General features: G+C 71.6%; 26 protein-coding genes. 16 read left to right on the top strand and 10 right to left on the bottom strand.

Annotation, left to right across the window (positions count from 1 at the left end; all coding sequences use genetic code 11):
* Positions 1–131: 131 nt before the first annotated feature.
* Entirely contained in the window at positions 132–500 is a 369-nt protein-coding gene (locus tag MB828_RS07205; protein WP_133024871.1) for a DUF779 domain-containing protein, read from the top strand.
* A gap of 143 nt (positions 501–643) precedes the next feature.
* Entirely contained in the window at positions 644–1816 is a 1173-nt protein-coding gene (locus tag MB828_RS07200; protein WP_301647414.1) for a phosphodiester glycosidase family protein, read from the top strand.
* Between the two features lie 37 nt (positions 1817–1853).
* Here MB828_RS07200 and MB828_RS07195 read toward each other — a convergent pair whose 3' ends face one another.
* The 6 genes from MB828_RS07195 to MB828_RS07170 all read right to left on the bottom strand — a co-directional run bounded on the left by MB828_RS07195 (position 1854) and on the right by MB828_RS07170 (position 7083).
* On the bottom strand, positions 1854–2048 hold the full coding sequence (locus tag MB828_RS07195) for a hypothetical protein (protein ID WP_046729951.1): 195 nt from the start codon (positions 2046–2048) through the stop codon (positions 1854–1856).
* A gap of 102 nt (positions 2049–2150) precedes the next feature.
* The gene (locus tag MB828_RS07190; protein ID WP_301647413.1) at positions 2151–3014 is read right to left on the bottom strand and encodes a phosphatidylinositol-specific phospholipase C/glycerophosphodiester phosphodiesterase family protein; all 864 of its coding nucleotides are present in this window, start codon (positions 3012–3014) and stop codon (positions 2151–2153) included.
* 185 nt (positions 3015–3199) lie between these two features.
* Positions 3200–4282, bottom strand: a complete 1083-nt coding sequence (locus tag MB828_RS07185) for an acyl-CoA dehydrogenase family protein (protein ID WP_301647412.1) — start codon at positions 4280–4282, stop codon at positions 3200–3202.
* Complete coding sequence (locus MB828_RS07180; protein WP_301647411.1) at positions 4279–5460, bottom strand: acyl-CoA dehydrogenase family protein; 1182 nt, start codon at positions 5458–5460, stop codon at positions 4279–4281. The genes MB828_RS07185 and MB828_RS07180 overlap by 4 nt, the downstream gene beginning before the upstream one ends.
* Positions 5457–6425 (bottom strand): NADPH:quinone oxidoreductase family protein, encoded by a 969-nt coding sequence (locus MB828_RS07175; protein ID WP_133024866.1) that lies wholly within the window; start codon positions 6423–6425, stop codon positions 5457–5459. Before MB828_RS07175 ends, MB828_RS07180 begins: the two co-directional genes overlap by 4 nt.
* 88 nt (positions 6426–6513) lie before the next feature.
* Positions 6514–7083, bottom strand: coding sequence for a helix-turn-helix domain-containing protein (locus MB828_RS07170; protein ID WP_301647410.1), 570 nt, complete (start codon positions 7081–7083; stop codon positions 6514–6516).
* A gap of 69 nt (positions 7084–7152) precedes the next feature.
* Here MB828_RS07170 and MB828_RS07165 point away from each other — a divergent pair, with 69 nt between their 5' ends.
* The 8 genes from MB828_RS07165 to MB828_RS07130 all read left to right on the top strand — a co-directional run bounded on the left by MB828_RS07165 (position 7153) and on the right by MB828_RS07130 (position 14239).
* A complete protein-coding gene (locus tag MB828_RS07165) occupies positions 7153–7347 on the top strand; it encodes a hypothetical protein (RefSeq protein WP_301647409.1) in 195 nt (64 codons plus the stop codon).
* Positions 7348–7376: 29 nt separating this feature from the next.
* Entirely contained in the window at positions 7377–8915 is a 1539-nt protein-coding gene (locus MB828_RS07160; RefSeq protein ID WP_301647408.1) for an ATP-dependent DNA ligase, read from the top strand.
* Positions 8912–9379 carry an NUDIX domain-containing protein gene (locus tag MB828_RS07155; protein WP_133024863.1) on the top strand — a complete coding sequence of 156 codons (468 nt, stop codon included), beginning with the start codon at positions 8912–8914 and terminating at the stop codon, positions 9377–9379. The genes MB828_RS07160 and MB828_RS07155 overlap by 4 nt, the downstream gene beginning before the upstream one ends.
* A gap of 74 nt (positions 9380–9453) precedes the next feature.
* Positions 9454–10839, top strand: coding sequence for an NADP-dependent succinic semialdehyde dehydrogenase (locus tag MB828_RS07150; protein WP_301647407.1), 1386 nt, complete (start codon positions 9454–9456; stop codon positions 10837–10839).
* 25 nt (positions 10840–10864) lie between these two features.
* Positions 10865–11101: a DUF6213 family protein gene (locus MB828_RS07145; RefSeq protein ID WP_133024861.1), complete on the top strand. Its 237-nt coding sequence runs from the start codon at positions 10865–10867 to the stop codon at positions 11099–11101.
* 288 nt (positions 11102–11389) lie between these two features.
* Positions 11390–12454, top strand: a complete 1065-nt coding sequence (locus MB828_RS07140) for a type III polyketide synthase (protein WP_133024860.1) — start codon at positions 11390–11392, stop codon at positions 12452–12454.
* A complete protein-coding gene (locus MB828_RS07135; protein ID WP_430381342.1) occupies positions 12451–13710 on the top strand; it encodes a cytochrome P450 in 1260 nt (419 codons plus the stop codon). Before MB828_RS07140 ends, MB828_RS07135 begins: the two co-directional genes overlap by 4 nt.
* A 7-nt stretch (positions 13711–13717) precedes the next feature.
* Positions 13718–14239: a cupin domain-containing protein gene (locus tag MB828_RS07130; RefSeq protein ID WP_133024858.1), complete on the top strand. Its 522-nt coding sequence runs from the start codon at positions 13718–13720 to the stop codon at positions 14237–14239.
* Positions 14240–14322: 83 nt separating this feature from the next.
* Here MB828_RS07130 and MB828_RS07125 read toward each other — a convergent pair whose 3' ends face one another.
* A complete protein-coding gene (locus MB828_RS07125; protein ID WP_133024857.1) occupies positions 14323–15549 on the bottom strand; it encodes an acyl-CoA dehydrogenase family protein in 1227 nt (408 codons plus the stop codon).
* 172 nt (positions 15550–15721) lie between these two features.
* Here MB828_RS07125 and MB828_RS07120 point away from each other — a divergent pair, with 172 nt between their 5' ends.
* A complete protein-coding gene (locus MB828_RS07120) occupies positions 15722–16366 on the top strand; it encodes a TetR family transcriptional regulator (protein ID WP_301647405.1) in 645 nt (214 codons plus the stop codon).
* 101 nt (positions 16367–16467) lie between these two features.
* Here the strand turns inward: MB828_RS07120 and def are convergent, their stop codons facing one another.
* Positions 16468–17007 carry a peptide deformylase gene (gene def, locus MB828_RS07115; RefSeq protein ID WP_301647404.1) on the bottom strand — a complete coding sequence of 180 codons (540 nt, stop codon included), beginning with the start codon at positions 17005–17007 and terminating at the stop codon, positions 16468–16470.
* Positions 17008–17157: 150 nt separating this feature from the next.
* On the opposite strand from def, the gene MB828_RS07110 reads away from it, so the two are divergent.
* From MB828_RS07110 to MB828_RS07090, 5 genes are all read left to right on the top strand, one after another.
* Positions 17158–18396 (top strand): MurT ligase domain-containing protein, encoded by a 1239-nt coding sequence (locus MB828_RS07110; RefSeq protein WP_133024854.1) that lies wholly within the window; start codon positions 17158–17160, stop codon positions 18394–18396.
* Between the two features lie 25 nt (positions 18397–18421).
* Entirely contained in the window at positions 18422–19150 is a 729-nt protein-coding gene (locus MB828_RS07105; protein ID WP_046729967.1) for a type 1 glutamine amidotransferase, read from the top strand.
* Between the two features lie 180 nt (positions 19151–19330).
* Positions 19331–20356, top strand: coding sequence for a 6-phosphofructokinase (locus tag MB828_RS07100; RefSeq protein WP_046729968.1), 1026 nt, complete (start codon positions 19331–19333; stop codon positions 20354–20356).
* 179 nt (positions 20357–20535) lie between these two features.
* Complete coding sequence (locus MB828_RS07095) at positions 20536–21486, top strand: cytochrome c oxidase assembly protein (protein WP_133024853.1); 951 nt, start codon at positions 20536–20538, stop codon at positions 21484–21486.
* Positions 21487–21530: 44 nt separating this feature from the next.
* A complete protein-coding gene (locus MB828_RS07090) occupies positions 21531–21713 on the top strand; it encodes a hypothetical protein (RefSeq protein ID WP_133024852.1) in 183 nt (60 codons plus the stop codon).
* Positions 21714–21717: 4 nt separating this feature from the next.
* Here MB828_RS07090 and MB828_RS07085 read toward each other — a convergent pair whose 3' ends face one another.
* Positions 21718–22923 carry a sensor histidine kinase gene (locus MB828_RS07085; protein ID WP_301647403.1) on the bottom strand — a complete coding sequence of 402 codons (1206 nt, stop codon included), beginning with the start codon at positions 22921–22923 and terminating at the stop codon, positions 21718–21720.
* A complete protein-coding gene (locus MB828_RS07080) occupies positions 22920–24632 on the bottom strand; it encodes a cation acetate symporter (protein WP_301647402.1) in 1713 nt (570 codons plus the stop codon). Before MB828_RS07080 ends, MB828_RS07085 begins: the two co-directional genes overlap by 4 nt.
* Positions 24633–24648: the final 16 nt, after the last annotated feature.

The following is a 24648-nucleotide window of genomic DNA, read 5'->3' as shown; positions in this document are numbered from 1 at the left end:
GGTCAGCCCCGGCCCACCCTGCCGGGTTCACGGAAGAACTCCCAGCACTTCTGACGCAACTCTCTTGTCAGGAAGGGATGCTCGGGCGTGAGACTGGGAGGTCCGCCGGATCCGGCCCAGGAGGGTGAACCATGGACGACGACACGACAGCCCCGCCGCGGGTGGAACTCACGCCGAGGGCGGCCGACCTGGTGCGCCGGCTGCACGCCGAGCACGGTCCGCTGATGTTCCACCAGTCCGGCGGCTGCTGCGACGGCAGCGCGCCCATGTGCTACCCGGACGGCGAGTTCCGCACCGGCGGCTCGGACGTGCTGCTGGCCGAGCTGGCGGTGGACGGGGTCGAGGCGCCCGTCACGTTCTGGATCTCCCGCAGCCAGTACGAAGTGTGGAGCCACACCCGGCTGATCGTGGACGTGGTGCCCGGCAGGGGGAGCGGATTCTCGCTGGAAGCACCCGAGGGGGTGCGTTTTCTCACCCGTTCTCGCGTAGTCGACGTCTAGCCGCCCCGTAGGTCACCCGCGTCTGCTGCACTTCCCTGTGTCCTGAGGAAACTGACGAGACATCAGGGGGTGCGGTGACGCATCGTCGGAGACGGCCTGCAGCGACGATCCGAACTCTGTTCACGATTCTCACCACGTCCGGCGTGCTGGCCGGTGCCGCCCTCACGGGTGCGGCACCGGCCGGCGCCGTGCCGGCGGGCGACCGGATCTCGTCCGGCGTCAGCTACCGGCAGTTCGACGTCCGGGCGGCCAAGGGCACGGTCCACGTCCATCTGCTGACCGTCGACCTCACCGACCGGCACGTCCGGGTGGACCTGCTCACCCCGGGCGCGGTGGCCGCCCGTGCGCGGGTGTCCGCGATGGCGGACGCGTCGGGCGCGGTCGCGGGCGTGAACGGCGACTTCTTCAACATCAACGAGACCCAGCACCCGGGCGTCGAGGCGACCGGCGCGAGCGTCGGACCGGCGATCGCGCACGGCAGGGTGCTCAAGGCGGCGGTGCCGACGGCCCAGCGGTTCGGCCCCTCGCTGCCGCCGGGCACCGCCACCACGGACGTCCTCGGCGTGGGCGTGGACGGGCGGGCCCGCCTCGACCGGCTGACGCTCGCCGGCTCGGTCCGCACCCCCGCCGGGAAGCTCACGCTGCGCGGCCTCAACCAGTACGCGCTGGCCCAGGGTTCGGTCGGCGCCTACACGGCAGCCTGGGGCTCGGTCTCCCGCAGGCGCGCCACCTGCGGTTCGGACACCGACCGGGCGGCCGGGTGCAGCACGGACACCTACGAGGTCCAGGTCCGGCACGGCAGGGTCGTCGCCGTGTCGGCCACGCCGGGCAGCGGGGCGATCGCACCCGGGACCACCGTCCTGCTCGGCCGGGAGGGGGGCGCCGACCGGCTGCGGGCCCTCGTCAAGGGTGAACGGGTCGCGGTGCGCGAGCGGCTGGTGCGGTCCGCTTCCAGGATCCCGTACCGCTTCGCGGTCGGCGGCTATCCGGTGCTGCGCGACGGCGAGCCCCTGCCCGGCCTGGACGACAATGTCTCCGCCGTGCGCACGGCGGCGGGCTACGCGCACGGCGGGCGCAGGCTGCTGCTCCTGGCGCTGGACGGCGCGACCGCCTACCGCAGGGGCCTGACCATCGCGGAAGTGGCCTCTGAAATGCGGGAGTTGGGAGCCGTCGACGCTTTCAGTCTGGACGGCGGCGGCTCCACGACGATGGTGGCCCGCACGGCGGGGGCGAAGACGGTGAGCGTGCTCAACCACCCGACCGACAGCCCGGAGCGCGCCGTGGCGAACGGCATCGGCGTCTTCTGGAGACCCTGACCGGTACGGCCCTGAGGCGACGGCCCCGGCGGTCGGCTCAGGGCCGCAGGGTGCTCACCAGGTCGGCGGTCGCGGTGAGCCCGCTGCTGATGGTGGGCGCCATGCTGGTACTGGCCAGGAAGAAGCCGAGCACCATGCAGACCAGGGCGTGCGAGATCTTCAGCCCGCCCTGGCGCATGAAGAGCACCGCCACGAACAGGAGCAGCAGCACCACAGAAATGGAAACGGCCATCGCGAACCTCCTCCGCCACGCCCGTTCCAGGGCGTTCGGCCGCAAGTGTGGCCCAGCGGAGGGTCGGCCCGTGCGGTTGACACGTCCCCCGTTCGGGTGGTCTTACGACGCCTGGTGGGCGTCCAGGAAGGCCTCCAGGCCCGCCAGGTCGTCGGTGTTGAGGTAGTCGACGCCGGCCGCGAGCAGCTCGCCCCACAGCGCGTCGCGCGCCGGTCCGGCCGTGTCCGGGGTGGCCCAGAACCGCACCTGCTGCCCCGCGGCGTGCGCCTGCTGGACGATGGCACGCAGCTTCTGCCGCTCGGCCGCCGGGCAGTCGCCCTCGCCGAGCCAGGTGAAGTTGAGGGTCCAGTTGTCGCTGATCAGCGGGGCGAAGGAGGCGGGCGCCGGGGTACCGAGGTCGGTGAGCCGGCCGTCGTAGAAGGCCCGGCGCACGGTCTGCGCCGCCATCGGGGTGCGCGCGGCGCGGTCGCCGGAGACGACGTTGGTGACCGCACCGGGAACGACGCGGCCGTGGGCGTACGTGGTGAACAGGTGCGGGTAGCGCCGCAGGTGCCGGTCGAGTTCCAGGTACGTCGAGGACCCCTCGGTCTTGATGTCGATCAGCAGTTGCAGCGGTCGGCGCCAACCCCGGTACACGGCACCGTGGTTGGCCTTGACCAGCGCGGCGAGCGGGTCGAGGTAGAGCGATTCGAGGGTGCGGCTCGGGTCGAGGTCGTCCTCGGTGTGGCCGATGAGGAGCTGGTCGCCGACGAGGAAGATGTCGGCCTCGACGCTGCCGAAACGGTGGCCGAGGGCGTCGAAGAGGGGGTGGGTGTGCTCGTAGTCGTTGTGGGCGTGTGCACGCCACAGCGGCCGCCGACCGCGGTGCCGCCCGCCCGCCCAGGCCTGCGTGCCGGGCAGCACGACGGCACCCGAGAGGGCGGCACCGAGGGTGGTGAGGGCTCTGCGACGGGTGGTGAGGGCCATGATGCTCTGCCTCCCTTGTAGGGCCTTGTGGGACCCAAGGGAGTATGCGGGCAAACAGAGCCCGATTCAGTTGTCTGCGAAGGGAGTTGGCTGGACTGCCACCCCCGGTTCACTACGGCCGCCCCGAAGGGGCGCGGGGAACTGCGCGACCAGCCCCCACGCACCCGCACCCGAAAACCGTTGCATCACGGCGCTTGAAGATCGACGAGCCCGGCAAGCGCCTCCCGATGCGCCCCCGCCGTGCCGAAGGCGATCGAATCCGCCTTGGCCCGCTTCAGATACAGATGAATCGGATGTTCCCAGGTCATCCCAATACCCGCATGCAACTGCAGCGCCTCCTCAGCCGCGTGCACGGCAACCGGCCCGGCATAAGCCTGAGCAACGGCAACCAACACATCGGCATCCCCGCCGGAGGCGAGCGCGTCTGCGGCCCCCCGCGCCGCGGCCCGCAGGTTGACGACCTCCAGCCACAGCTGCGCCAACCGGTGCTTCAGCGCCTGGAACCCGCCCACCGGCCGGTTGAACTGCTTGCGCTCCTTCAGGTACCGCACGGTCTCGGTCAGCGCCCACTCGGCGACCCCGAACTGCTCGGAGGCCAGCAGCCCGGCCCCGGCCCGCAGCGCACGCAGTACAGCGGGTTCCGCGTCTCCGAGGCGACGCCCAGCGGTCCCGTCGAGCGTGACCGTGGCGAGCGGCCGGGTGAGGTCGAAGGCCACCTGCGGGGTGACGGTCACCGCCGCCGCGTCGACCGCGTACAGCCCGCCGTCGTCGCCCGGCACCAGCAGCACGTCCGCGGCGACCGCGTCCGCGATCCCGGTCAACTCCCCGTGCAGCAGCCCGTCTTCGACCCGTACGGTCTTGAACGCGGCGCCTGGCGCGACCTGCAGGCCGACCGCCAGCGTCCCGATCGTCCGCCCGGACGCCAGTCGCCCCAGCAGCTCCTCGTCACCGCAGGCCAGCAGCGCCTCGGTCGCCACCACCGCACTGGTCAGATACGGCACGGGCGCCACCGCGCGCCCCAACTCCTCCAGCACGACGGCGACTTCGCGGTGCGAGGCGCCCTGGCCGCCCAGTTCCTCCGGCACCAGCAGACCGGCCAGACCCATGCCGTCGGCCAGCGCCTTCCAGGCCGCCAGGTCGTGCGGGGCGTCCGACTCGGTGCGGGCGATGACACCGGGGGCGTCGCAGTGGTCGGTGAGCAGGTCCCGCACGGCGGAACGCAGCGCCTCTTCCTCCTCCGAGTACAGCAGGTCGGGCGCTTTTGTCATCGGGCCAGGTCCTTCCATGCGACGTCCTTGTCGGTGCGCGGCTCGGCCGGCAGGCCCAGGACGCGTTCGGCGACGATGTTCAGCAGGACCTCGCTGGTCCCGCCCTCGATGCTGTTGCCCTTGGCGCGAAGGTAGCGGTAACCGGCGTCCCGGCCGGTGAAGTCCACCAGTTCGGGCCGGCGCATGGTCCAGTCGTCGTACAACAGGCCTTCCTCTCCTCGGAGTTCGACCTCGAGGCCGCTGATCTCCTGGTTGAGGCGGGCGAAGGCGAGTTTCATGCCGGCGCCCTCGGGGCCGGGCTGTCCGGCGACGAGCTGCTGGCGCAGCCGCTCGGCGGTGAGCCGGGCGACCTCGGACTCGACCCACAGCTTCAGCAGCCGCTGGTGCAGGTCGTGGGTGCGCAGTTCCGGGCGTTCGCGCCAGGTCCTCGCGACCGGGCCGATCATGCCGCCCTCACGGGGCAGGCGCATGCCGCCGATGGCGACGCGCTCGTTGTTGAGCGTGGTCTGCGCGACCCGCCAGCCGTCGCCGGTCTCGCCGAGACGGTGGGCGTCGGGGATGCGGACGTCGGTGAGGAAGACCTCGTTGAACTCGGCCTCTCCGGTGACCTGCCGCAGCGGGCGTACGTCCACGCCCGGGTCGGTCATGTCGCAGACGAAGTAGGTGATGCCCGCGTGCTTGGGCACGCTCGGGTCGGTACGGGCGATCAGGATGGCCCAGCGGGCGTTGTGCGCGCCGGACGTCCACACCTTCTGCCCGTTGACGATCCAGTCGTCTCCCTCTCGCACGGCACGGGTGCCGAGCGCGGCCAGGTCGGATCCGGCACCCGGCTCGCTGAACAGCTGGCACCAGACCTCCTCGCCGATCCACAGCGGCCGCAGGAAGCGCTGCTTCTGCTCCTCCGTGCCGTACTTGAGGATGGTCGGGGCGGCCATGCCGAGGCCGATGCCGTTGCGGCGCGCGTCGTTGTCGGGGGCGCCCGCTGCCTCCAGTTCGGCGTCCACGACGGCCTGGAGGGAGCGCGGGGCGCCGAGGCCGCCGAGGCCCTCCGGGTAGTGCACCCAGGCCAGACCCGCGTCGAAACGGGCCTTGAGGAAGTCGAGCTTCTCGGTCGTGGCGGGCGGGTTGGCGGCCAGCAACTCGGCTGTGCGGCGCCTCAGTCCGGCTGCGTCGGTCATGCGGCGGCTCCGTTCGGTACGACGGCGACCCGGCCGGTGGTGACACCGTCACCGACCCGCTGCACGGCCGCCGCGGCCCCGGTCAGCGGCACCCGCTCGCTCACCAGGGGCTTGATGGCGCCCTTGGCGGCCAGTTCGGTGAGCTGCTCGTGGCAGTGCGGGATCAGCTTGGGGTTCTTGGTGGCGTACAGACCCCAGTGCAGGCCCAGGATGGAGTAGTTCTTCACCAGGGCGTGGTTGAGGGCCGGGCTCGGGATGGTGCCGCTGGCGAAGCCGACGACCACGATCCGGCCCTCGAAGGCGACGACCTTCGTGGACTGGGTGTAGGCCTCACCGCCGACCGGGTCGTAGATCACGTCGGCGCCGCGCCCGCCGGTGGCCTCCTTCACGGCGGCGACGACGTCCTCGGAGCGCCGGTCGACGACGACGTCACAGCCCTGCGCACGGGCCGCCGCCACCTTGTCGGCACCGCCGACGACACCGATCACCCGGGCACCGGCCGCCTTGCCGAGCTGTACGGCCGCGCTGCCCACCCCGCCCGCGGCGGCGTGCACGAGCAGCGTCTCGCCGGCCCGGAGCGCCGCCCTGCGGTGCAGGCCGAACCAGCCGGTCTGGTAGCCGATGTGCAGCGCGGCGGCCTCGGCGTCGTCCAGCGTGTCCGGGGCGGGCAGCAGGGCGGCGGCGTCCGCGACCGCGTACTCGGCGAAGCCGCCGTGGGGCAGCGCGGGGTTGGCGATCACCCGGCGCCCGTCCTCGGTCTCGCCGCAGATCTCCACGCCCGGGGTGAACGGCAGCGGCGGGCGCACCTGGTAGTGGCCCCGGCACATCAGGACGTCCGGGAAGTTGATGTTGGCGGCGCGCACCTTCAGCAGGACCTGGCCGTCGCCGGGCGTGGGCCGCTCCACCTCCTGGAGCCGCATCACCTCGCTCGGCTCACCGTTCTCGTGCACTTGCCATGCCTGCATGCGGTGCCTCCAGGGACTGCTTCGTCAGGGTCCATCGCATACTAAGCGGTCGCTTGCCGACTGGGGAACCGTGTCCGGGGTAACAGCGTCACGCCTTGGGCCGGGCCCGGACATGCATCCGCTCCCCCTGCGGCCCGAACAGGCTCAGGAACTCCACCGGCCCCTCCCCTGCCGATCCGAACCAGTGCGGCACGCGGGTGTCGAACTCCGCCGCCTCGCCCGGCCCGAGGACGACATCGTGCTCGCCGAGCACCAGCCGCAGCTTCCCCGCCAGCACGTACAGCCACTCGTAGCCCTCGTGGGTACGCGGCTCGGGTTCGAGTCGCCGTTTCGGCTCGACCACCTTGAAGGCCTGCAGGCCGCCGGGCTGCCGGGTCAGCGGATAGAAGGTACGGCCGTGCCGCTCCACCGGCTTCGCCCGCACCCGGGGGTCGCCGACCGGTGGGGCGCCCACCAGTTCGTCCAGGGGCACCTGGTGGGCCTGCGCGATCGGCAGCAGCAACTCCAGGCTGGGCTTGCGCAGCCCGGACTCCAGCCGGGAGAGGGTGCTGACCGAGATGCCGGTGGTCTCGGCGAGGGCGGCGAGGGTGACCTCACGCTCCTTGCGGAGCCGGCGCAGCCGGGGGCCCACGCCCGCGAGGACGTCGTCGGTAGTCATGGTCGTATTGCAGTTTCGGCAAAGACGTTTGTCAATGCGGCACCGGACCGGCGACCGTCGGGCGCGGAGGTGGTCACCCTGACCGACGCGTACGAAGCGGGCGTCGGCGGCGGAGGCGCGGCCGGGCTGTCCGCGGCGCCGGTCCTGGGCCGGGCCCGGCGGCGCACCCCGGTCGTCGGCGCGGCGAACCGCGGCTGCCGGGCCGGGGCGGTGATCAACGGCGAGCTGCTCTCCGCGGGCCTGGACGCGGCGGTGCGGGTGTAGCCGCGGCGCTCCCGGAGCACTATGGCTGCATGCTGCTGACCCGGCTCGCCGAAGTGTCCCGGGAGGTGGCCGCCACCGCGGCCAGGTCCCGCAAGACCGCCCTGCTCGCCGAGCTCTTCCGGGAGACGGCCCCCGACGACGTACCGGTCGTCATCCCCTATCTGGCCGGCCGGCTCCCGCAGGGCCGGCTCGGCGTCGGCTGGAAGGTGCTGAGCCGGCCCGTCGAGCCCGCCGCCGAACCTGCCCTCACGGTCCACGAGACCGACGCCCGGCTGACCGAGCTGGGCAAGGTCTCCGGACCTGGTTCGCAGGCCGAACGGGAACGGATCGTGGGCGCGTTGATGGGCGCGGCGACCGCGGACGAGCAGCGGTTCCTGCTCGGCCTGATCACCGGTGAGGTACGGCAGGGCGCCCTGGACGCGGTCGCCGTCGAGGGGCTCGCGCAGGCGACCGGCGCGGACGCGGCGGACGTGCGGCGGGCGGTGATGCTCGCCGGGTCGCTCCAGGCGGTGGCCGGAGCGCTGCTGGCCGACGGGCCGCCGGCCCTCGCCCGGTTCCGGCTCACCGTGGGCCGCCCGGTCCTGCCGATGCTGGCCCACACCGCCGCCTCCGTCACCGAGGCGGTGGGGAGACTGGGCGTCTGCGCGGTCGAGGAGAAGCTGGACGGCATCCGCGTCCAGGTCCACCGGGACGGCGAGACGGTGCGGGTCTTCACCCGCACCCTCGACGACATCACCGACCGGCTCCCCGAGGTGACGTCCGCCGTACGGGAACTGGCGGGCGAGCGGTTCGTCCTGGACGGCGAGGTGATCTCCTTCGACGCGGACGGCCGTCCCCGCTCGTTCCAGGAGACGGCGGGCCGGGTCGGCTCCCGCACGGACGTGGCACGGGCGGCGCGGGAGGTCCCGGTCTCCCCCGTCTTCTTCGACGCGCTCTCCGTCGGCGACCACGACCTGCTGGACCTCCCCTTCGCCGAGCGCCACGCGGCCCTGGCCCGTCTCGTCCCCGAGCCGATGCGGGTACGCCGGGCGCTGGTGACCGGACCGGCGGACGCGCCGGAGGCCGAGGACTTCCTCGCCGCCACCCTCGCCCGCGGCCACGAGGGCGTGGTCGTCAAGGCACTCGACGCCCCCTACAGCGCGGGCCGCCGGGGTGCCTCCTGGCTGAAGGTGAAGCCGGTGCACACCCTCGACCTGGTGGTGCTGGCCGCCGAGTGGGGGCACGGGCGCCGCACCGGCAGGCTCTCCAACCTGCACCTCGGCGCGCTCAACCCGGACGGTACCCTCGCCATGCTCGGCAAGACCTTCAAGGGCATGACCGACGCGATGCTGGAGTGGCAGACCGCCCGGCTGAAGGAGCTGGAGGTCTCGGACAACGGCCGGGTGGTGACCGTACGCCCCGAACTCGTGGTCGAGATCGCCTACGACGGGCTGCAGCGGTCCTCCCGGTACCCGGCCGGCGTCACCCTGCGGTTCGCCCGGGTCGTCCGCTATCGCGAGGACAAGCGTCCGGAGGAGGCCGATACCGTGGAGGCCCTGCTGGCCGCTCACCCGGAGGTACGGCATTGACGGAGCCGAGGCGAAGTGCGGGACTGCTGCTGTTCCGGCACACCGGCGACGGCATCGAGGTGCTGCTCGGCCATATGGGCGGTCCGTACTTCGCGAAGAAGGACGCGGGCGCCTGGAGCGTCCCCAAGGGCGAGTACGAGCCCGGCGAACCCGCCTGGGAGGCGGCCCGGCGCGAGTTCCGGGAGGAGCTGGGCCTGGCGCCGCCGGACGGCGAGGCGATCGCCCTGGGCGAGGTCCGGCAGGCCAACGGCAAGGTCGTCACGGCCTGGGCGGTCGAGGCCGACCTGGACCCGGCGACGATCGTGCCCGGCACGTTCACCATGGAGTGGCCGCCCCGCTCGGGCCGGGTCCAGGAGTTCCCGGAGCTGGACCGGGTGGCGTGGTTCGCCCCGGACCGGGCCCGCACGGTGATCATTCCCGCCCAGGCCGCGTTTCTCGACCGGCTGGCGGAGCACTCGGGCTGAAAGAGGCCCACGCGTTGCGGTCGCCAGGGCCGCGCGGGAAGGTCATAGCAAGCCCGCTCCCAGGGAGGTCAGCCATGCCCATCGCCACGGTCAACCCGGCGGACGGCGAGACACTCGAGACGTTCGAGGCCATGGACGAGGACGAGCTGGAACGCCGGCTCGAACTCGCCGAGGCGACGTTCCGCACGTACCGCACGAGTGGCTTCGCCGAGCGCGCCCGGCTGCTGCACCGGGCCGCGGACCTGCTGGACGCGGACCAGGACACCGTCGCGCGCACCATGACCACGGAGATGGGCAAGCCGCTGAAGCAGGCCCGCGCGGAGGCCGCGAAGTGCGCGAAGGCGATGCGCTGGTACGCGGACCACGCGGAGGAACTGCTGGCCGACGAGGAGCCGGCCGAGACGGACGTGAAGGAGTCGGGCGCGTCCCGGGTGCGGGTGCGCTACCGCCCGCTCGGCCCGGTGCTGGCCGTGATGCCGTGGAACTTCCCGCTCTGGCAGGTGGTGCGGTTCGCGGCGCCCGCGCTCATGGCGGGCAACGTGGGACTGCTCAAGCACGCCTCGAACGTCCCGCGGACCGCGCTCTATCTGGAGGACCTGTTCCACCGGGCGGGCTTCACCGAGGGCTGCTTCCAGACCCTGCTGATCGGTTCCGGCGCGGTCGACGACATTCTGCGCGACGACCGGGTGAAGGCGGCGACGCTCACCGGCAGCGAGCCCGCGGGCCGCGCGGTGGCCGCCACCGCCGGGGAGATGATCAAGAAGACGGTGCTGGAGCTGGGCGGCAGCGACCCCTACGTGGTGATGCCCTCGGCGGACATCGACCGGGCCGCGAGGATCGCGGTGACCGCGCGGGTGCAGAACAACGGGCAGTCCTGCATCGCCGCGAAGCGGTTCATCGTGCACACGGACGTCTACGACGCGTTCGCCGAGAGGTTCGTGGCGGGCATGCGGGAGCTCACGGTCGGTGACCCCATGGACGAGGGGACGGACGTCGGCCCGCTCTCCAGCGAGCAGGGGCGCAAGGACCTGGAGGAGCTGGTCGAGGACGCGAAGCGGTCGGGCGCCGAGGTGCTGTGCGGCGGGGAGCGGCCGGACGGGCCCGGCTGGTTCTACCCGCCGACCGTCCTCGCCGGGATCCACCGCGACATGCGCATCCACCGCGAGGAGGCCTTCGGACCGGTGGCCACGCTGTACCGGGCCGGGGACCTGGACGAGGCGGTCCTCATCGCCAACGACTCGCCCTTCGGACTGAGTTCGAACGTGTGGACGCGGGACGACGCGGAGGTGGACCGGTTCGTACGGGACCTGGAGGCCGGCGGCGTGTTCGTCAACGGCATGACCGCCTCCCACCCGGCGTTCCCCTTCGGCGGCGTGAAGCGGTCCGGGTACGGCCGTGAGCTGTCCGGGCACGGAATCCGGGAGTTCTGCAACATCACCACCGTTTGGCAGGGTGCGTGACGGTTACGCGGCTACGATCCCGGTTGTGAACCGCGAAGTGACCCTGCCTCTGATCGTCGACGACCGCGGTACCTTGCAGGTGACCGCGGCCGACGTGAGTAAGTTGTTGCGGACGATGGGGGCGCGGTGGCTGCGTCTTGTCGAGGCCGACGAAGGCGGGCTGGACGAGGACACGGTGGCCGCTCTGACCATCGAGCTCGCGAAGCTGGCTGACCGGATCGACGTGGCCTGTATCGCCCACAGCAGTGGGCAGGGGGGGTAGCTCGGCGGGTGCGGGTCGCAGTGGGGGCGGTGCAGCACCGCGCGCCGCTGCGGCGACTGCCCTGACCTGGTCTTCTTCAGCCTTTTCCGCGGCCGGGCCGGACGGCGCGTCCTGCTCCTCGGGGTACCTCCAGGGTGATCCGGCCCTGACACGGGGTCACCGGTTCGGAGTAGTCCGGCGCGAGATCGTCGCTCTCTCGGGTGATCGTGAGGGAACCACCTCCTGAGGTGAACCACCTTCTGGCCGGCGGGCCCAAACCCGCCGGAAGGCTGAAAGCAGGGACGGTTCATGGCGACTTTGTGCAAGCCCTCAGTGTCGGTCCCGGAGTACGTGATCACGATGGAGGAGACGCTGGAACTGGCGCGCTCCCACCACGAGAACCACCCGCAGCTGCCGTTGGCGCTGAGACTGATCGAGAACACGGGCGTTCGCACCCGGCACATCGTGCAGCCGATCGAGGAAACCCTCAAGCACCCCGGCTTCGAGGAGCGCAACAAGCTCTACGAGGCCGAGGCCAAGGCCCGCGTCCCCGCAGTCATCCAGCGCGCGCTCGACGACGCCGAGCTGCTCACCACCGACATCGACGTGATCATCTACGTCTCGTGCACGGGCTTCATGATGCCGTCGCTCACGGCGTGGCTGATCAACGAGATGGACTTCGACTCCACCACCCGTCAGCTCCCCATCGCCCAGCTGGGGTGCGCGGCCGGCGGAGCGGCCATCAACCGGGCGCACGACTTCTGCTCGGCGTACCCGGACGCCAACGCGCTCATCGTGGCCTGTGAGTTCTGCTCGCTGTGCTACCAGCCGACCGACCTCGGCGTCGGCTCGCTCCTGTCCAACGGCCTCTTCGGTGACGGCATCGCCGCCGCCGTGGTCCGCGGCAAGGGCGGCACGGGCGTCGAGCTGGAACGCAACGGCTCGTACCTGATCCCGAAGACCGAAGAGTGGATCATGTACGACGTCCGGGCCACCGGGTTCCACTTCCTGCTGGACAAGCGGGTGCCTGCGACCATGGAACCGCTCGCGCCGGCCCTCCAGGACCTGGCGGGACTGCACGGCTGGGACGCGGCCGACCTGGACTTCTACATAGTCCACGCGGGCGGCCCCCGCATCCTCGACGACCTGAGCAAGTTCCTCCAGGTCGACCCGCACGCGTTCCGGTTCAGCCGGTCCACGCTCACCGAGTACGGCAACATCGCGAGCGCCGTCGTCCTGGACGCGCTGCGCCGGATGTTCGACGAGGGCGGTGTCGAGCACCAGGCGCGCGGGCTGCTCGCCGGGTTCGGTCCCGGCATCACCGCGGAGATGTCGCTGGGTCGCTGGCGGCGTTCGGACGAAGGGGCGGCCTGACCGAGATGACGCTCACCGAACCGCTCGACCCGGCCGACGAGGCACCCGGCGAGGTGCCCGTCGAGGCCGCCTGCCCGGTCCGGCACTGGGAGGTGCCGGACCTGGCGGGGGTGGACTTCGACCCCACCCTCAGCGAGCTGATGCGCGAGGGGCCGGTCACCCGGATCCAGCTGCCGAACGGCGAGGGCTGGGCGTGGCTGGTCACCCGGTACGACGACGTACGGATGGTGGCCAACGACACGCGGTTCAGCCGGGAGGCGGTGATGGAGCAGCCGGTCACCCGGCTGGCGCCGCACTTCATCCCGGACCGGGGCGCGGTCGGCTTCCTGGACCCGCCCGACCACACCCGGCTGCGCCGTACGGTGGCCTCCGCGCTCACCACCAAGGGTGTGGAACGGGTCCGGGAGAAGGCACGCCGGATGCTGGACGAGATCGTCGACGAACTCGTCCGGGCCGGCCCGCCCGCCGATCTCACGGCGGCGGTGCTCAGCCCGTTCCCCATCGCGGTGATCTGCGAGGTGATGGGCGTGCCGGCCGCCGACCGGCACAGCATGCACCTCTGGACCCAGCTGATCCTGTCCTCCAGCCACGGCAAGGAGGTCAGCGAGCGGGCCAAGCGTGAGATGAGCGCCTACTTCAGCGATCTCGTCGCGCTCCGCGAGGACAGTACCGGCGAGGACGTGACCTCGCTGCTCGGCGCCGCCGTGGGCCGTGGCGAGGTCACGCTGGAGGAGGCGGTCGGTCTCGCCGTCCTGCTCCAGATCGGCGGCGAGGCGGTCACCAACAACAGCGGGCAGATGTTCTACCTGCTGCTGACCCGTCCCGACCTCCTCGGCCGGCTGCGCACCGAGCCGGAGATCCGCCCCCGGGCGATCGACGAACTCCTGCGCTACATCCCGCACCGGAGCGCGGTCGGGCTGTCCCGGATCGCCCTCCAGGACGTGGAGATCAAGGGCGTGCGGATCCGCGCGGGCGACGCGGTCTACGTCTCGTACCTGGCCGCCAACCGCGACCCGGACGTCTTCCCGGCCCCGGAGACGATCGACCTCACCCGCAGCCCCAACCCCCATGTCGCCTTCGGCTTCGGACCGCACTACTGCCCCGGCGGCCAGCTCGGCAGGCTGGAGGAGGAGTTGCTGGTCGACGCGCTGCTCGACCGGCTGCCGGGGCTGCGGCTGGCCGTGCCCCCGGAACAGGTCCCCTTCAGGAAGGGTGCGTTGATCCGGGGACCCGAGGCCCTTCCGGTGACGTGGTGAGCGGCCGATGACCACCACCGAGGGACTTCTGGTGCCACCGGGCCACGGGCGGGTGGTCCACACACCGGCCCAGCGCGTCACGTTCAAGGTGACGGGCACCCACTCGCGGATGGCCTCCACCTTCGAGGTGGACGTCCCGCCCGGCTTCGACGTGGGCGCCCATGTGCACACCCGCAGCGAGGAGTTGTTCTACGTCCTCGAGGGCGAGCTGGACGTGCTCGCCTTCGAGCCCCGTATCCGCACACCCGACAACTGGCAGCGCTGGGAGTCGAGTTCGGGGTCGAAGGTGGTGCGGGCGACCCCGGGCACGGTGATCGTCGTACCCCCGGGCTGCCCCCACGCCTTCGCCAACCCGACGGACGCCCCGGCCCGGATGTTCTTCCAGGCGTCCCCGCCCCCGGACCACGAACGCTACTTCGAGGAACTGCTGGAGATCCTGGGAAGCGGCGGCCCCCCCGACCACGAGGCGATCGAAGCCCTCCGCAAACGCTACGACATCGAACAACTCACCCCTCTGAAGCACCGGTGAGGAGATTTGCCTAGGGGCGCGGGGAACTGCGCGAGCAACCACGACGCACCGCGAGCCCGCGACGCTCCCGCACCCCTACGGCGCTACCGGATCGGCACCCCCGCCAGCGTACGGGCGATCACCAGCCGCTGGATCTCACTCGTCCCCTCGAAGATCGTGTAGATCGCCGCGTCCCGGTGCATCCGCTCCACCGGGTACTCCCGCGTGTAGCCGTTGCCGCCCAGGATCTGGATGGCCTGCCCGGTGACCTTCTTCGCCGTCTCGCTGGCGTACAGCTTCGACATCGACCCCTCGGCCGCCGTGAACGGCTTCCCGTTGACCGCCATCCAGGACGCCCGCCACACCAGCAGCCGGGCCGCGTCGATCCCCGTCCGCATGTCCGCGAGCTGGAAGGCGACGCCCTGGTTGTCGATGATCGGCCGCCCGAACTGCTCACGGGTCCTGGCGTAGTCGAGGGCGACCTCGTAGGCGGCACGGGCGGTGCCGACGGCCATCGCGCCGACGGCGGGCCGCGAGGCCTCGAACGTGGCCATCGCCGCGTTCTTGACGCGCTCGCCGCCCGACTTGGCCCGCTCCCGCGCCCGGGCCAGCCGCTCGTCCAGCTTCTCCTTGCCGCCGAGCAGGCAGGAACCGGGGACCCGGACGTTGTCCAGGATGACCTCGGCGGTGTGCGAGGCACGGATGCCGTGCTTCTTGAACTTCTGGCCCTGGGCCAGTCCGGGCGTCCCGGCCGGCACGATGAAGGAGGCGTGGCCCTTGGAACCGAGTTCCGGGTCGACGACGGCGACGACGACGTGGACGTTGGCGATGCCGCCGTTGGTCGCCCAGGTCTTCGTGCCGTTGATCACCCACTCGTCCTTGGCCTCGTCGTAGACGGCCTTGGTGCGCATGGAGGCCACGTCGGAACCGGCGTCGGGCTCGGAGGAGCAGAACGCGGCGACCTTGACGTCGTTCTGGTCGCCGTACATCTGGGGGATCCAGGTGCCGATCTGCTCCTCGGTGCCGTTGGCGAGGACGCCGACGGCGGCGAGACCCGTGCCCACGATGGACAGCGCGATGCCCGCGTCGCCCCAGAACAGCTCCTCCATGGCCATCGGGATACCGAGGCCGGTGGGGTCGAAGTACTGCTGCGCGTAGAAGTCCAGGGAGTAGATGCCCACCTTCGCGGCCTCCTGGATGACCGGCCAGGGAGTCTCCTCACGCTCGTCCCATTCGGCGGCCGCGGGGCGGATGACGTCGGCGGCGAAACCGTGCAGCCAGTCGCGGACCTCCTTCTGTTCGTCGTTGAGCTCCATGGTGAACTCGGCCATGACCCCTCCAGCGGCGGCGCATAATGTGTTACTAGCGGTAACCCAAGTCTGTTACCGGTCAGTAGGAAAAGTCAACTCCCAAGGTCACCTCGGTAGCCAGTTCGAGACGGGCTGACCGTCAGGTGTTAGTTTGCGCAGGCGTCACCGAAACAGCACGGGGTGGGGAGAGCTCATGGACACCACACAGCGGACCGAACAGCAGCGGTCCGCCGACCGCCGACGGCGTGAGCTGTTGGAGGCCGCCGACCGGGTGGTGCTGCGCGACGGTCCACAGGCTTCCATGAACGCGATCGCGGCGGAGGCCGGCATCACCAAACCGATCCTGTACCGGCACTTCGGCGACAAGAGCGGACTGTACGCGGCGCTGGCCAAGCGGCACACGGACGCGCTGCTCAACTCGCTGCGCGCGGCGCTGGACGCGCCCGCGGACCGCCGTGAGCGGGTCGAGGCGACACTGGACACGTACCTCGCGGCGATCGAGGCGCGGCCCCAGGTGTACCGGTTCCTGATGCACCCCGCGGACGGCAGCACCGGGGCGGACCAGGGGTTCGACGTCGGCAAGCACTCGGCGCCGCTGCTGCGGAGGATGGGCGAGGAGCTGGCGCAGGTCATCGAGGACCGGCTGGATCTGGGGCCCAACAGTCAGCAGCTGGCGCGGGTGTGGGGGCACGGGATCGTCGGGATGATGCACGCGGCCGGGGACTGGTGGCTGGGGGAACGGCCGTGTTCTCGTGACGAGTTGGTTAAGAGTTTGGCCGATCTTCTGTGGGGGCGACTTGCTGCGGCGGGAGACAAGGTGGGGAGTCCCGGGTTCTGAGGGGTCGGGTTTCGGCTGAGCGCCGGTGGGGGCTGGTCGCGCAGTTCCTCCCCCAGCCTTCGGCCGGGGGTACCCCCAGCGCCCCTTCGGGGCGCTTCACCTCACCGGCGCCACGAAGATTTGGCCACCTGTCGCATCAGCTTGCGTTTGCGCCAGCCTGTGACGTGGTCGGCGTAGACGCGGCCCTCCAGGTGGTCGGTCTCGTGCTGGAGGCATCTCGCGAAGAAGCCCGTGCCGTGGATCGTGACCGGGTCCCCCTGGGCCGTGAAGCCCTCCACCACGGCGTGGTCGTGGCGTTCCGTGCCCGCCTCCAGGCCCGGCAGGGACAGGCAGCCCTCCGGGCCGCGGAGCGTCACGCCGTCCACCGCCACCAGGCGCGGGTTCACCACGTGACCCAGGTGGCGGACGTCCTCGTCGTCGGGACAGTCGTACACGAACACCCGCAGCGGCTCCCCCACCTGGTTGGCCGCGAGGCCCACGCCCTCGGCCGCGTACATCGTCGCGAACAAGTCCTCCACCAGACGGGAGAGTTCCGGGCCGAAGTCGGTGACCTCCGCGCAACGGGCGTGCAGGACGGGGTCGCCGAGCAGGGTGAGGGGCCGGACCCGCCCGTGGGCGCCCGGAATGGAGCCGTGTCGCATGGTCGCAAGGGTACGGTTCGAATCAGCCCCCGCCCGCCGCGCAGGCGAGGGCCGGAATTCGGGTGTGCGAACGGATCTCGATAGGCTTACCTCACACCACGTTGCCGGATGGCTGAGGCGCGGCGCGTACGCAAGGAGGATCGAGAACTGATGGCAGGCAACTCGGACCCGCTCACGCCGCGGGCCAAGCTGGCCGTGACCGCGGGCAAGGCGGTCGCGGCGGCATCGCGGGCAGCGGGGCGCGGCAGCGGATCCGTGATCGGTGGCCGGGTCGCTCTCAAGCTCGACCCCGACCTTCTCGCCCGGCTCGCCCAGAACCTGGACGTCACGCTCGTCTCGGCGACGAACGGCAAGACGACGACCACCCGGCTCATCGCCGAGGCGCTGAAGGCCGCCGGGCCGGTCGTGTCCAACGCGCTCGGGGCCAACATGCCGGCCGGCATCACGTCGGCGCTGGCGGGCGGCTCGGAGTCCAAGTTCGGCGTCATCGAGGTCGACGAGAAGTACCTGGCCGGAGTGGCCCGGGACACCGACCCGAAGTGCATCGCCCTGCTCAACCTCTCCCGCGACCAGCTCGACCGCGCCGCCGAGACCCGGATGCTCGCCGAGAACTGGCGGGAGGGCCTGGCCGGGTCGAAGGCCGTCATCGTGGCGAACTGCGACGACCCGCTGGTGGTGTGGGCCGCGTCCTCCTCCCCCAACGTGGTCTGGGTCGCCGCCGGGCAGATGTGGAAGGACGACGCCTGGTCCTGCCCGTCCTGCGGTGGCGTGATGCAGCGTCCGGGCGACGACTGGTTCTGCGGTGAGTGCGGGTTCCGGCGGCCCACCCCGAGCTGGGTGCTGTCCGGGGACCACGTGCTCGACCCGCACGGGTCCGCCTGGCCCATCCACCTCCAGCTGCCGGGCCGTGCCAACAAGGCGAACGCCGCCTCCTCGGCCGCCGTCGCCGCCGTCTTCGGGGTGCCGCCGCAGGTCGCCCTGGAGCGGATGTACCAGGTGCAGGCCGTCGCGGGGCGCTACGACGTCGTGCAGTTCCAGGGACGGGACCTGCGGCTGCTCCTCGCCAAGAACCCGGCCGGCTGGCTGGAGACCTTCTCGCTGATCGACCCGCCGCCGACGCCGGTGATCCTCTCGGTGAACGCCCGCGGCGCGGACGGCACCGACACCTCCTGGCTGTGGGACGTCGACTACACGCGCCTCACCGGCCACCCGATCTTCGTGCTCGGTGACCGCAAGCTGGACCTCGCCGTGCGCCTGGAGGTCGCCAACCAGCACTTCCAGGTGTGCGACTCCCTCGACCAGGCCGTGCAGATGTCCCCGCCGGGCCGTATCGAGGTCATCGCGAACTACACCGCGTTCCAGGACCTGCGCCGCCGCGTCGGCAACTGACTGACCCCGAAGGAACGATCACCTCATGAGCGACAACCAACTGCGGCTGGTGTGGATCTACCCGGACCTGCTCAGCACCTACGGCGACCAGGGCAACGCGCTCGTCGTGGAGCGCCGGGCCCGGCAGCGCGGTCTCGACGTGGCCCGGCTGGACGTGCGCAGCGACCAGCCGATCCCGACCTCCGGCGACATCTACCTGATCGGCGGCGGCGAGGACCGTCCGCAGCGGCTCGCCGCCGAGCGGCTGCGCCGTGACGGCCACCTGTACCGGGCGGTGGAGAACGGCGCGATCGTGTTCTCCGTCTGTGCCGGCTACCAGATCCTCGGGCACGAGTTCATCAACGACCTGGGGCAGCGGGAGCCCGGCCTCGGCCTGCTGGACGTGACGACCGTCCGCGGCACCGGGGAGCGGTGCGTCGGTGACGTCCTCGGCGACATCGACCCGCGCCTGGGGCTGCCCCAGCTCACCGGGTTCGAGAACCACCAGGGCGTCACCCAGCTCGGCCCCACCGCCCGCCCCTTCGCCCGGGTGCAGCTGGGCCGCGGCAACGGCACCGGGGACGGCACGGAGGGCGCGTACAACGAGACCGTCTTCGGTACGTACATGCACGGGCCCGTCCTCGCCCGCAACCCGCTCATCGCCGACCTGCTGCTGAAGCTGGCACTCGACGTGAACGCGCTGCCGCCGATCGACGACCGCTGGTACGACGCGCTCCGCAACGAGCGCATCGCGTCCGCCCAGCAGCCCGCCTGAGCTGTACCGGAGAGTCCGGTTCCGGGCCCGCCTGACAGGGTGTCCGCTCACATGTGCGGGCACGTCCAGCAGGCGGACGCCCGGTGCGGTACGACCCCCCTGCGCGGGTAGGGTGACGGCGATGACAGCCGGACAGCGTGGTCCGGTCTTAGGCCCACGTGGAGAAGGTTGTTTCGGGCTATGCGCATTGGTGTCCTCACGTCCGGCGGCGACTGCCCCGGCCTGAACGCCGTCATCCGGTCCGTCGTCCACCGTGCCGTCGCCGACCACGGCGACGAGGTCATCGGTTTCCGGGACGGCTGGAAGGGCCTCCTGGAATGCGACTACCTCAAGCTCGACCTCGACGCCGTGGCCGGCATCCTGGCCCGCGGCGGCACCATCCTCGGGTCCTCCCGGGTCCAGCCCTCGCACCTGCGGGACGGCGTGGAGCGGGCCAAGGGCCATGTCGCCGAGCTCGGCCTCGACGCGATCATCCCGATCGGCGGTGAGGGCACGCTGAAGGCGGCCCGGCTGATGTCGGACGCGGGCCTGCCGGTCGTCGGCGTCCCGAAGACCATCGACAACGACATCGCCGTCACCGACGTCACCTTCGGCTTCGACACGGCCGTGGGGGTCGCGACCGAGGCCCTCGACCGGCTGAAGACCACCGCCGAGTCCCACCAGCGGGTGCTCGTCGTCGAGGTCATGGGGCGGCACACCGGCTGGATCGCCCTGCACTCGGGCATGGCCGCGGGCGCCCACGCCATCGTCGTACCCGAGCGGCCCTTCGACATCGAGGAGCTGGCCCGCCGGGTCGGCGAGCGGTTCGAGGCCGGGAAGCGGTTCGCCATCGTCGTCGCGGCGGAGGGGGCGAAGCCCAAGGCCGGCAGCATGGAGTTCGACGAGGGCGGCAAGGACATCTACGGCCACGAGCGGTTCGCGGGGATCGCCCGGCAGCTCTCGGTCGAGCTGGAGCACCGGCTCGGCAAGGAGGCGCGGCCGGTGATCCTCGGGCACGTGCAGCGGGGCGGGACGCCCACGGCGTACGACCGGGTGCTGGCGACGCGGTTCGGGTGGCACGCGGTGGAGGCCGTGCACCGGGGGGAGTTCGGCCGGATGACCGCGTTGCGGGGGACCGACATCGTGATGGTGCCGTTGGCCGAGGCGGTGGAGACGTTGAAGACGGTTCCCGCGCAGCGGTACGACGAGGCGGAGACCGTGCTGTAGGGGCTGCGCCGTAGGGGGTGCTGATTCGTTGCCGGGTGCGGGTTGTGCGTGGCCGGTCGCGCAGTTCCCCGCGCCCCTGACGGGGCGCTCGTGCCCCCGGTCGTAACAGTGGCCGGGGACGGTTCTAAGGTGGGGTCGGCAGTAAACGTACAACCCCCCCACGAATCAGGAGCCGCCGGATGGAGCACAGCGGGCACGGCATGACCATGGATCTGCCGCCGTTCACGCTGGGGCGGGGGCTGGTGTGGTCGGCTGATCCCTTCTTCCTCGTGGCCTGTGTCGCGGGGCTCGCCCTGTACGGCTGGGGTGTGGTGCGGCTGCGGCGGCGCGGGGACGCGTGGTCCGTGGGGCGTACGGTGTCCTTCGTGGTGGGTGTGCTGACCATCATGCTCGTGATGTGCACCCGGCTGAACGACTACGGGATGGTCATGTTCAGCGTGCACATGGTGCAGCACATGGTCATCAGCATGCTGTCGCCGATCTTCATCCTGCTGGGCGCCCCGGTGACGCTCGCGCTGCGTGCGCTGCCCGTCGCGGGGAAGGGCCGCAAGGGGCCCCGTGAGCTGTTGCTGGCGCTGCTGCACAGCCGGTACATGCGGGTGATCACCCATCCCGCGTTCACGATCCCGCTGTTCATCGCGAGCCTGTACGCGCTCTACTTCAGCCCGCTGTTCGACTTCCTCATGGGTTCAAAGGCCGGGCACGTCGCGATGATGGTGCACTTCCTCGCGGTCGGTGTCGTCTTCTTCTGGCCGATCATCGGTGTCGATCCGGGGCCGCACCGGCCGGGACACCTGATGCGGATGCTGGAGCTGTTCGCCGGGATGCCGTTCCACGCGTTCTTCGGCATCGCGCTGATGATGGCGTCCGAGCCGATGGTGGAGACGTTCAGGAACCCGCCCGCCTCGCTCGGCATCGACGCGCTCTCCGACCAGAACGCGGCCGGCGGCATCGCCTGGGCGTTCAGTGAGATCCCGTCCGTGCTGGTCCTGGTCGCGCTGCTGTTCCAGTGGTACGGCTCCGAGCAGCGCCAGGCCCGCCGTACGGACCGGGCCGCCGACCGGGACGGCGACAAGGAGCTTGAGGCGTACAACGCGTATCTGGCCTCACTGAACGCCCGCGAGGGCTGAACCGGGGCACCATGGAGGGGACGGACCACGAGGAGGCTGCCGCGATGCCCGGTTCTACGAACGGTTCGAACGGTTCCACCAAGGCGATGGGAGTCCTCACCGTGGGCGGCCTGGTGGTGGTGACGGCGTACACGGTGGCGCTCGGCAGCAACGGCTGGCTGTGGTTCGGGTGGGTGGTGCTGGGACTGCTCACCCTGGCGATGGTGATGACCCAGCAGAGCAACTGACCGGTCAGTCCGTCGCGAGGCGGGCGGCCTGGTGCACCCCGGGCTGGTACTTGGGCAGCCTGGCGGTGATCTTCATGCCCGCGCCGGCCGCGGTCTCGATGACGAGGCCGTGGTCGTCGCCGTAGACCTGGCGGAGCCGGTCGTCGACGTTGGACAGGCCGATGCCGCCGGACGGACTGAGTTCGCCGGCGAGGATCCGGCGCAGCAGTGCCGGGTCCATGCCGGCGCCGTCGTCCTCGATGACGACCAGTGCCTCGGCGCCCGCGTCCTGGGCGGTGATCTGGATGTGGCAGGTGCCGGTCTTGCCCTCCAGGCCGTGCTTGACGGCGTTCTCCACGAGCGGCTGGAGGCAGAGGAAGGGGAGGGTGACCGGCAGCACCTCGGGGGCGATCTGGAGGGTGACCGTGAGCCGGTCGCCGAACCGGGCCCGGACCAGCGCCAGGTAGTGGTCGATGGCGTGCAGCTCGTCGGCGAGGGTGGTGAAGTCGCCGTGCCTGCGGAACGAGTAGCGGGTGAAGTCGGCGAACTCCAGCAGCAGCTCACGGGCGCGTTCCGGGTCGGTGCGCACGAACGAGGCGATCACCGCGAGCGAGTTGAAGATGAAGTGCGGGGAGATCTGGGCGCGCAGGGCGCGGATCTCGGCCTCGATGAGCCGGGTCCTGGAGCGGTCCAGGTCGGCCAGTTCCAGCTGGACGCTGACCCAGCGGGCGACCTCGCCGGCCGCGCGGACCAGGACGGCGGACTCGCGCGGGGCGCAGGCGACCAGGGTGCCGTGCACCCGGTCGTCGACGGTGAGCGGGGTGATCACGGCCCAGCGGACCGGACAGTCCGGGGTGTCGCAGTGCAGCCGGAAGGCCTCGCCGCGGCCGGAGTCCAGCGGCCCCGCCAGGCGCTCCAGGATCTCGGCGCGGTGGTGGCCGCCGACGCCGTCCCAGACCAGCAGGTTCTCGTGGTCGGTGAGGCAGAGGGCGTCGGTGCCGAGCAGGGTGCGCAGCCGTCGTGCCGAGCGGCGGGCGGTCTCCTCGGTGAGGCCCGCCCGGAGCGGGGGCGCGGCGAGGGACGCGGTGTGCAGGGTCTCGAAGGTGGCGTGCTCGACGGGGGTGCCCAGGCCGCCGAGGCTCTCGGGGCGTGCGGTGCGGCGGCCGAGCCAGAAACCGGCGGCCAGCAGCGGCAGGACGGCCACGCACAGGCCCGCCAGGAAACCGGTCACGCCTTGACCTCCGCGCGCAGTTCTTCCGGAAGGTGGAAGCGGGCCAGGACGGCGGCCGTCCCGGGCGGTACCCGGCTCGCGGTCGCCAGCGACACCAGGATCATGGTGAGGAAGCCCAGCGGCACCGACCAGAGGGCCGGCCAGGCGAGCAGCGCGTGCAGGTTGCCGGTGCCCGGGAAGTCGGCCATCGTCGCGGCCACCGCGCAGAACGCCGAGCCGCCGCCGACCAGCATTCCGGCGGCGGCGCCGGGCGGGGTCAGCCGCCGCCACCAGATGCCGAGGACCAGCAGCGGGCAGAAGGACGACGCGGACACGGCGAAGGCGAGCCCGACCGCGTCGGCGACCGGCAGGCCGCCGACCAGGGCGCCGGCGGCCAGCGGTACGGCCATCGCCAGTACGGTCCCGAGCCTGAAGTGCCGGACGCCGCGGGACGGCAGGACGTCCTGGGTGAGCACGCCGGCGACCGCCATGGTCAGTCCGGAGGCGGTGGAGAGGAACGCGGCGAAGGCGCCGCCCGCCACCAGCGCGCCGAGCAGTTCGCCGCCGAGACCGCCGACGACCCGGTCCGGCAGCAGCAGGACGGCGGCGTCCGCGTCCCCGGTGAGGGTCAGTTCGGGGGTGTAGAGACGGCCGAGGGCGCCGTACACGGGGGGCAGCAGGTAGAAGAGGCCGATCAGGGCGAGGACGGCGACGGTGGTGCGGCGGGCGGCGACGCCGTGCGGGCTGGTGTAGAAGCGGACCACGACATGGGGCAGCCCCATGGTGCCGAGGAAGGTGGCGAGGATCAGGCCGTACGTGGCGTACAGGGGGCGTTCCTCGCGGCTCTCGGCGAGCGAGGTGGACATGCCGCCGTTGGTGCCCCGGTCGGTGGCGGGGACGCGGGTGCCCTTGGCGAAGGTGAGCTGGGTGCCGGCGGCGATCCGGTGGGTGCCCTCGGGGAGGGTGACCCTGCTGCCGTCGTGGGCGTGTCCGTCGACGGTGCCGGAGACGGTGACGGTCAGGGGGCGGTCGAGCCTGACGGCCAGGGTGTCCTGGACGTCGACGGTGCGCCGGTCGCGGAAGGCGGCCGGTTCGTCGAAGGCGTGGGTGGGGGCACCTGCGCCCTGCCAGGCGAGGACGAGGAAGAGGGCGGGGACCAGCAGGGCGGTGAGTTTCAGCCAGTACTGGAAGGCCTGGACGAAGGTGATGCTGCGCATGCCGCCGGCGGCGACCGTGGCCACCACCACGACGGCCACGATGAGTCCGCCGAGCACGTCGGGGGCGCCGGTGAGGACCGTCAACGTGAGTCCGGCGCCCTGGAGCTGGGGCAGCAGGTAGAGCCAGCCGACGCCGACGACGAAGGCCCCGGCGAGCCGTCGCACCGGCTGCGAGGCGAGCCGGGCCTCGGCGAAGTCGGGGAGGGTGTAGGCGCCGGAGCGGCGCAGCGGGGCCGCGACGAACAGCAGCAGGACGAGGTAGCCGGCGGTGTAGCCGACCGGGTACCAGAGCATGTCGGGGCCCTGGACGAGGACGAGTCCGGCGATGCCCAGGAAGGAGGCGGCGGAGAGGTATTCGCCGCTGATCGCGGCCGCGTTGAGGCGCGGTCCGACGGTGCGTGAGGCGACGTAGAAGTCGGAGGTGGTCCGGGAGATGCGCAGGCCGAAGGCGCCGACGAGGACGGTCGCGACGACGACCAGGGCGACGGCCGGTACGGCGTAGCTGGAGTTCATCTCACCTCGTGGCGGC

The organism is Streptomyces arenae, from assembly GCF_022343545.1.
Classification (GTDB): Bacteria; Actinomycetota; Actinomycetes; order Streptomycetales; family Streptomycetaceae; genus Streptomyces; species Streptomyces humi.
Note: the sequence above shows the minus strand (reverse complement) of the source record. Positions and strands in the feature narration are given on the sequence as shown.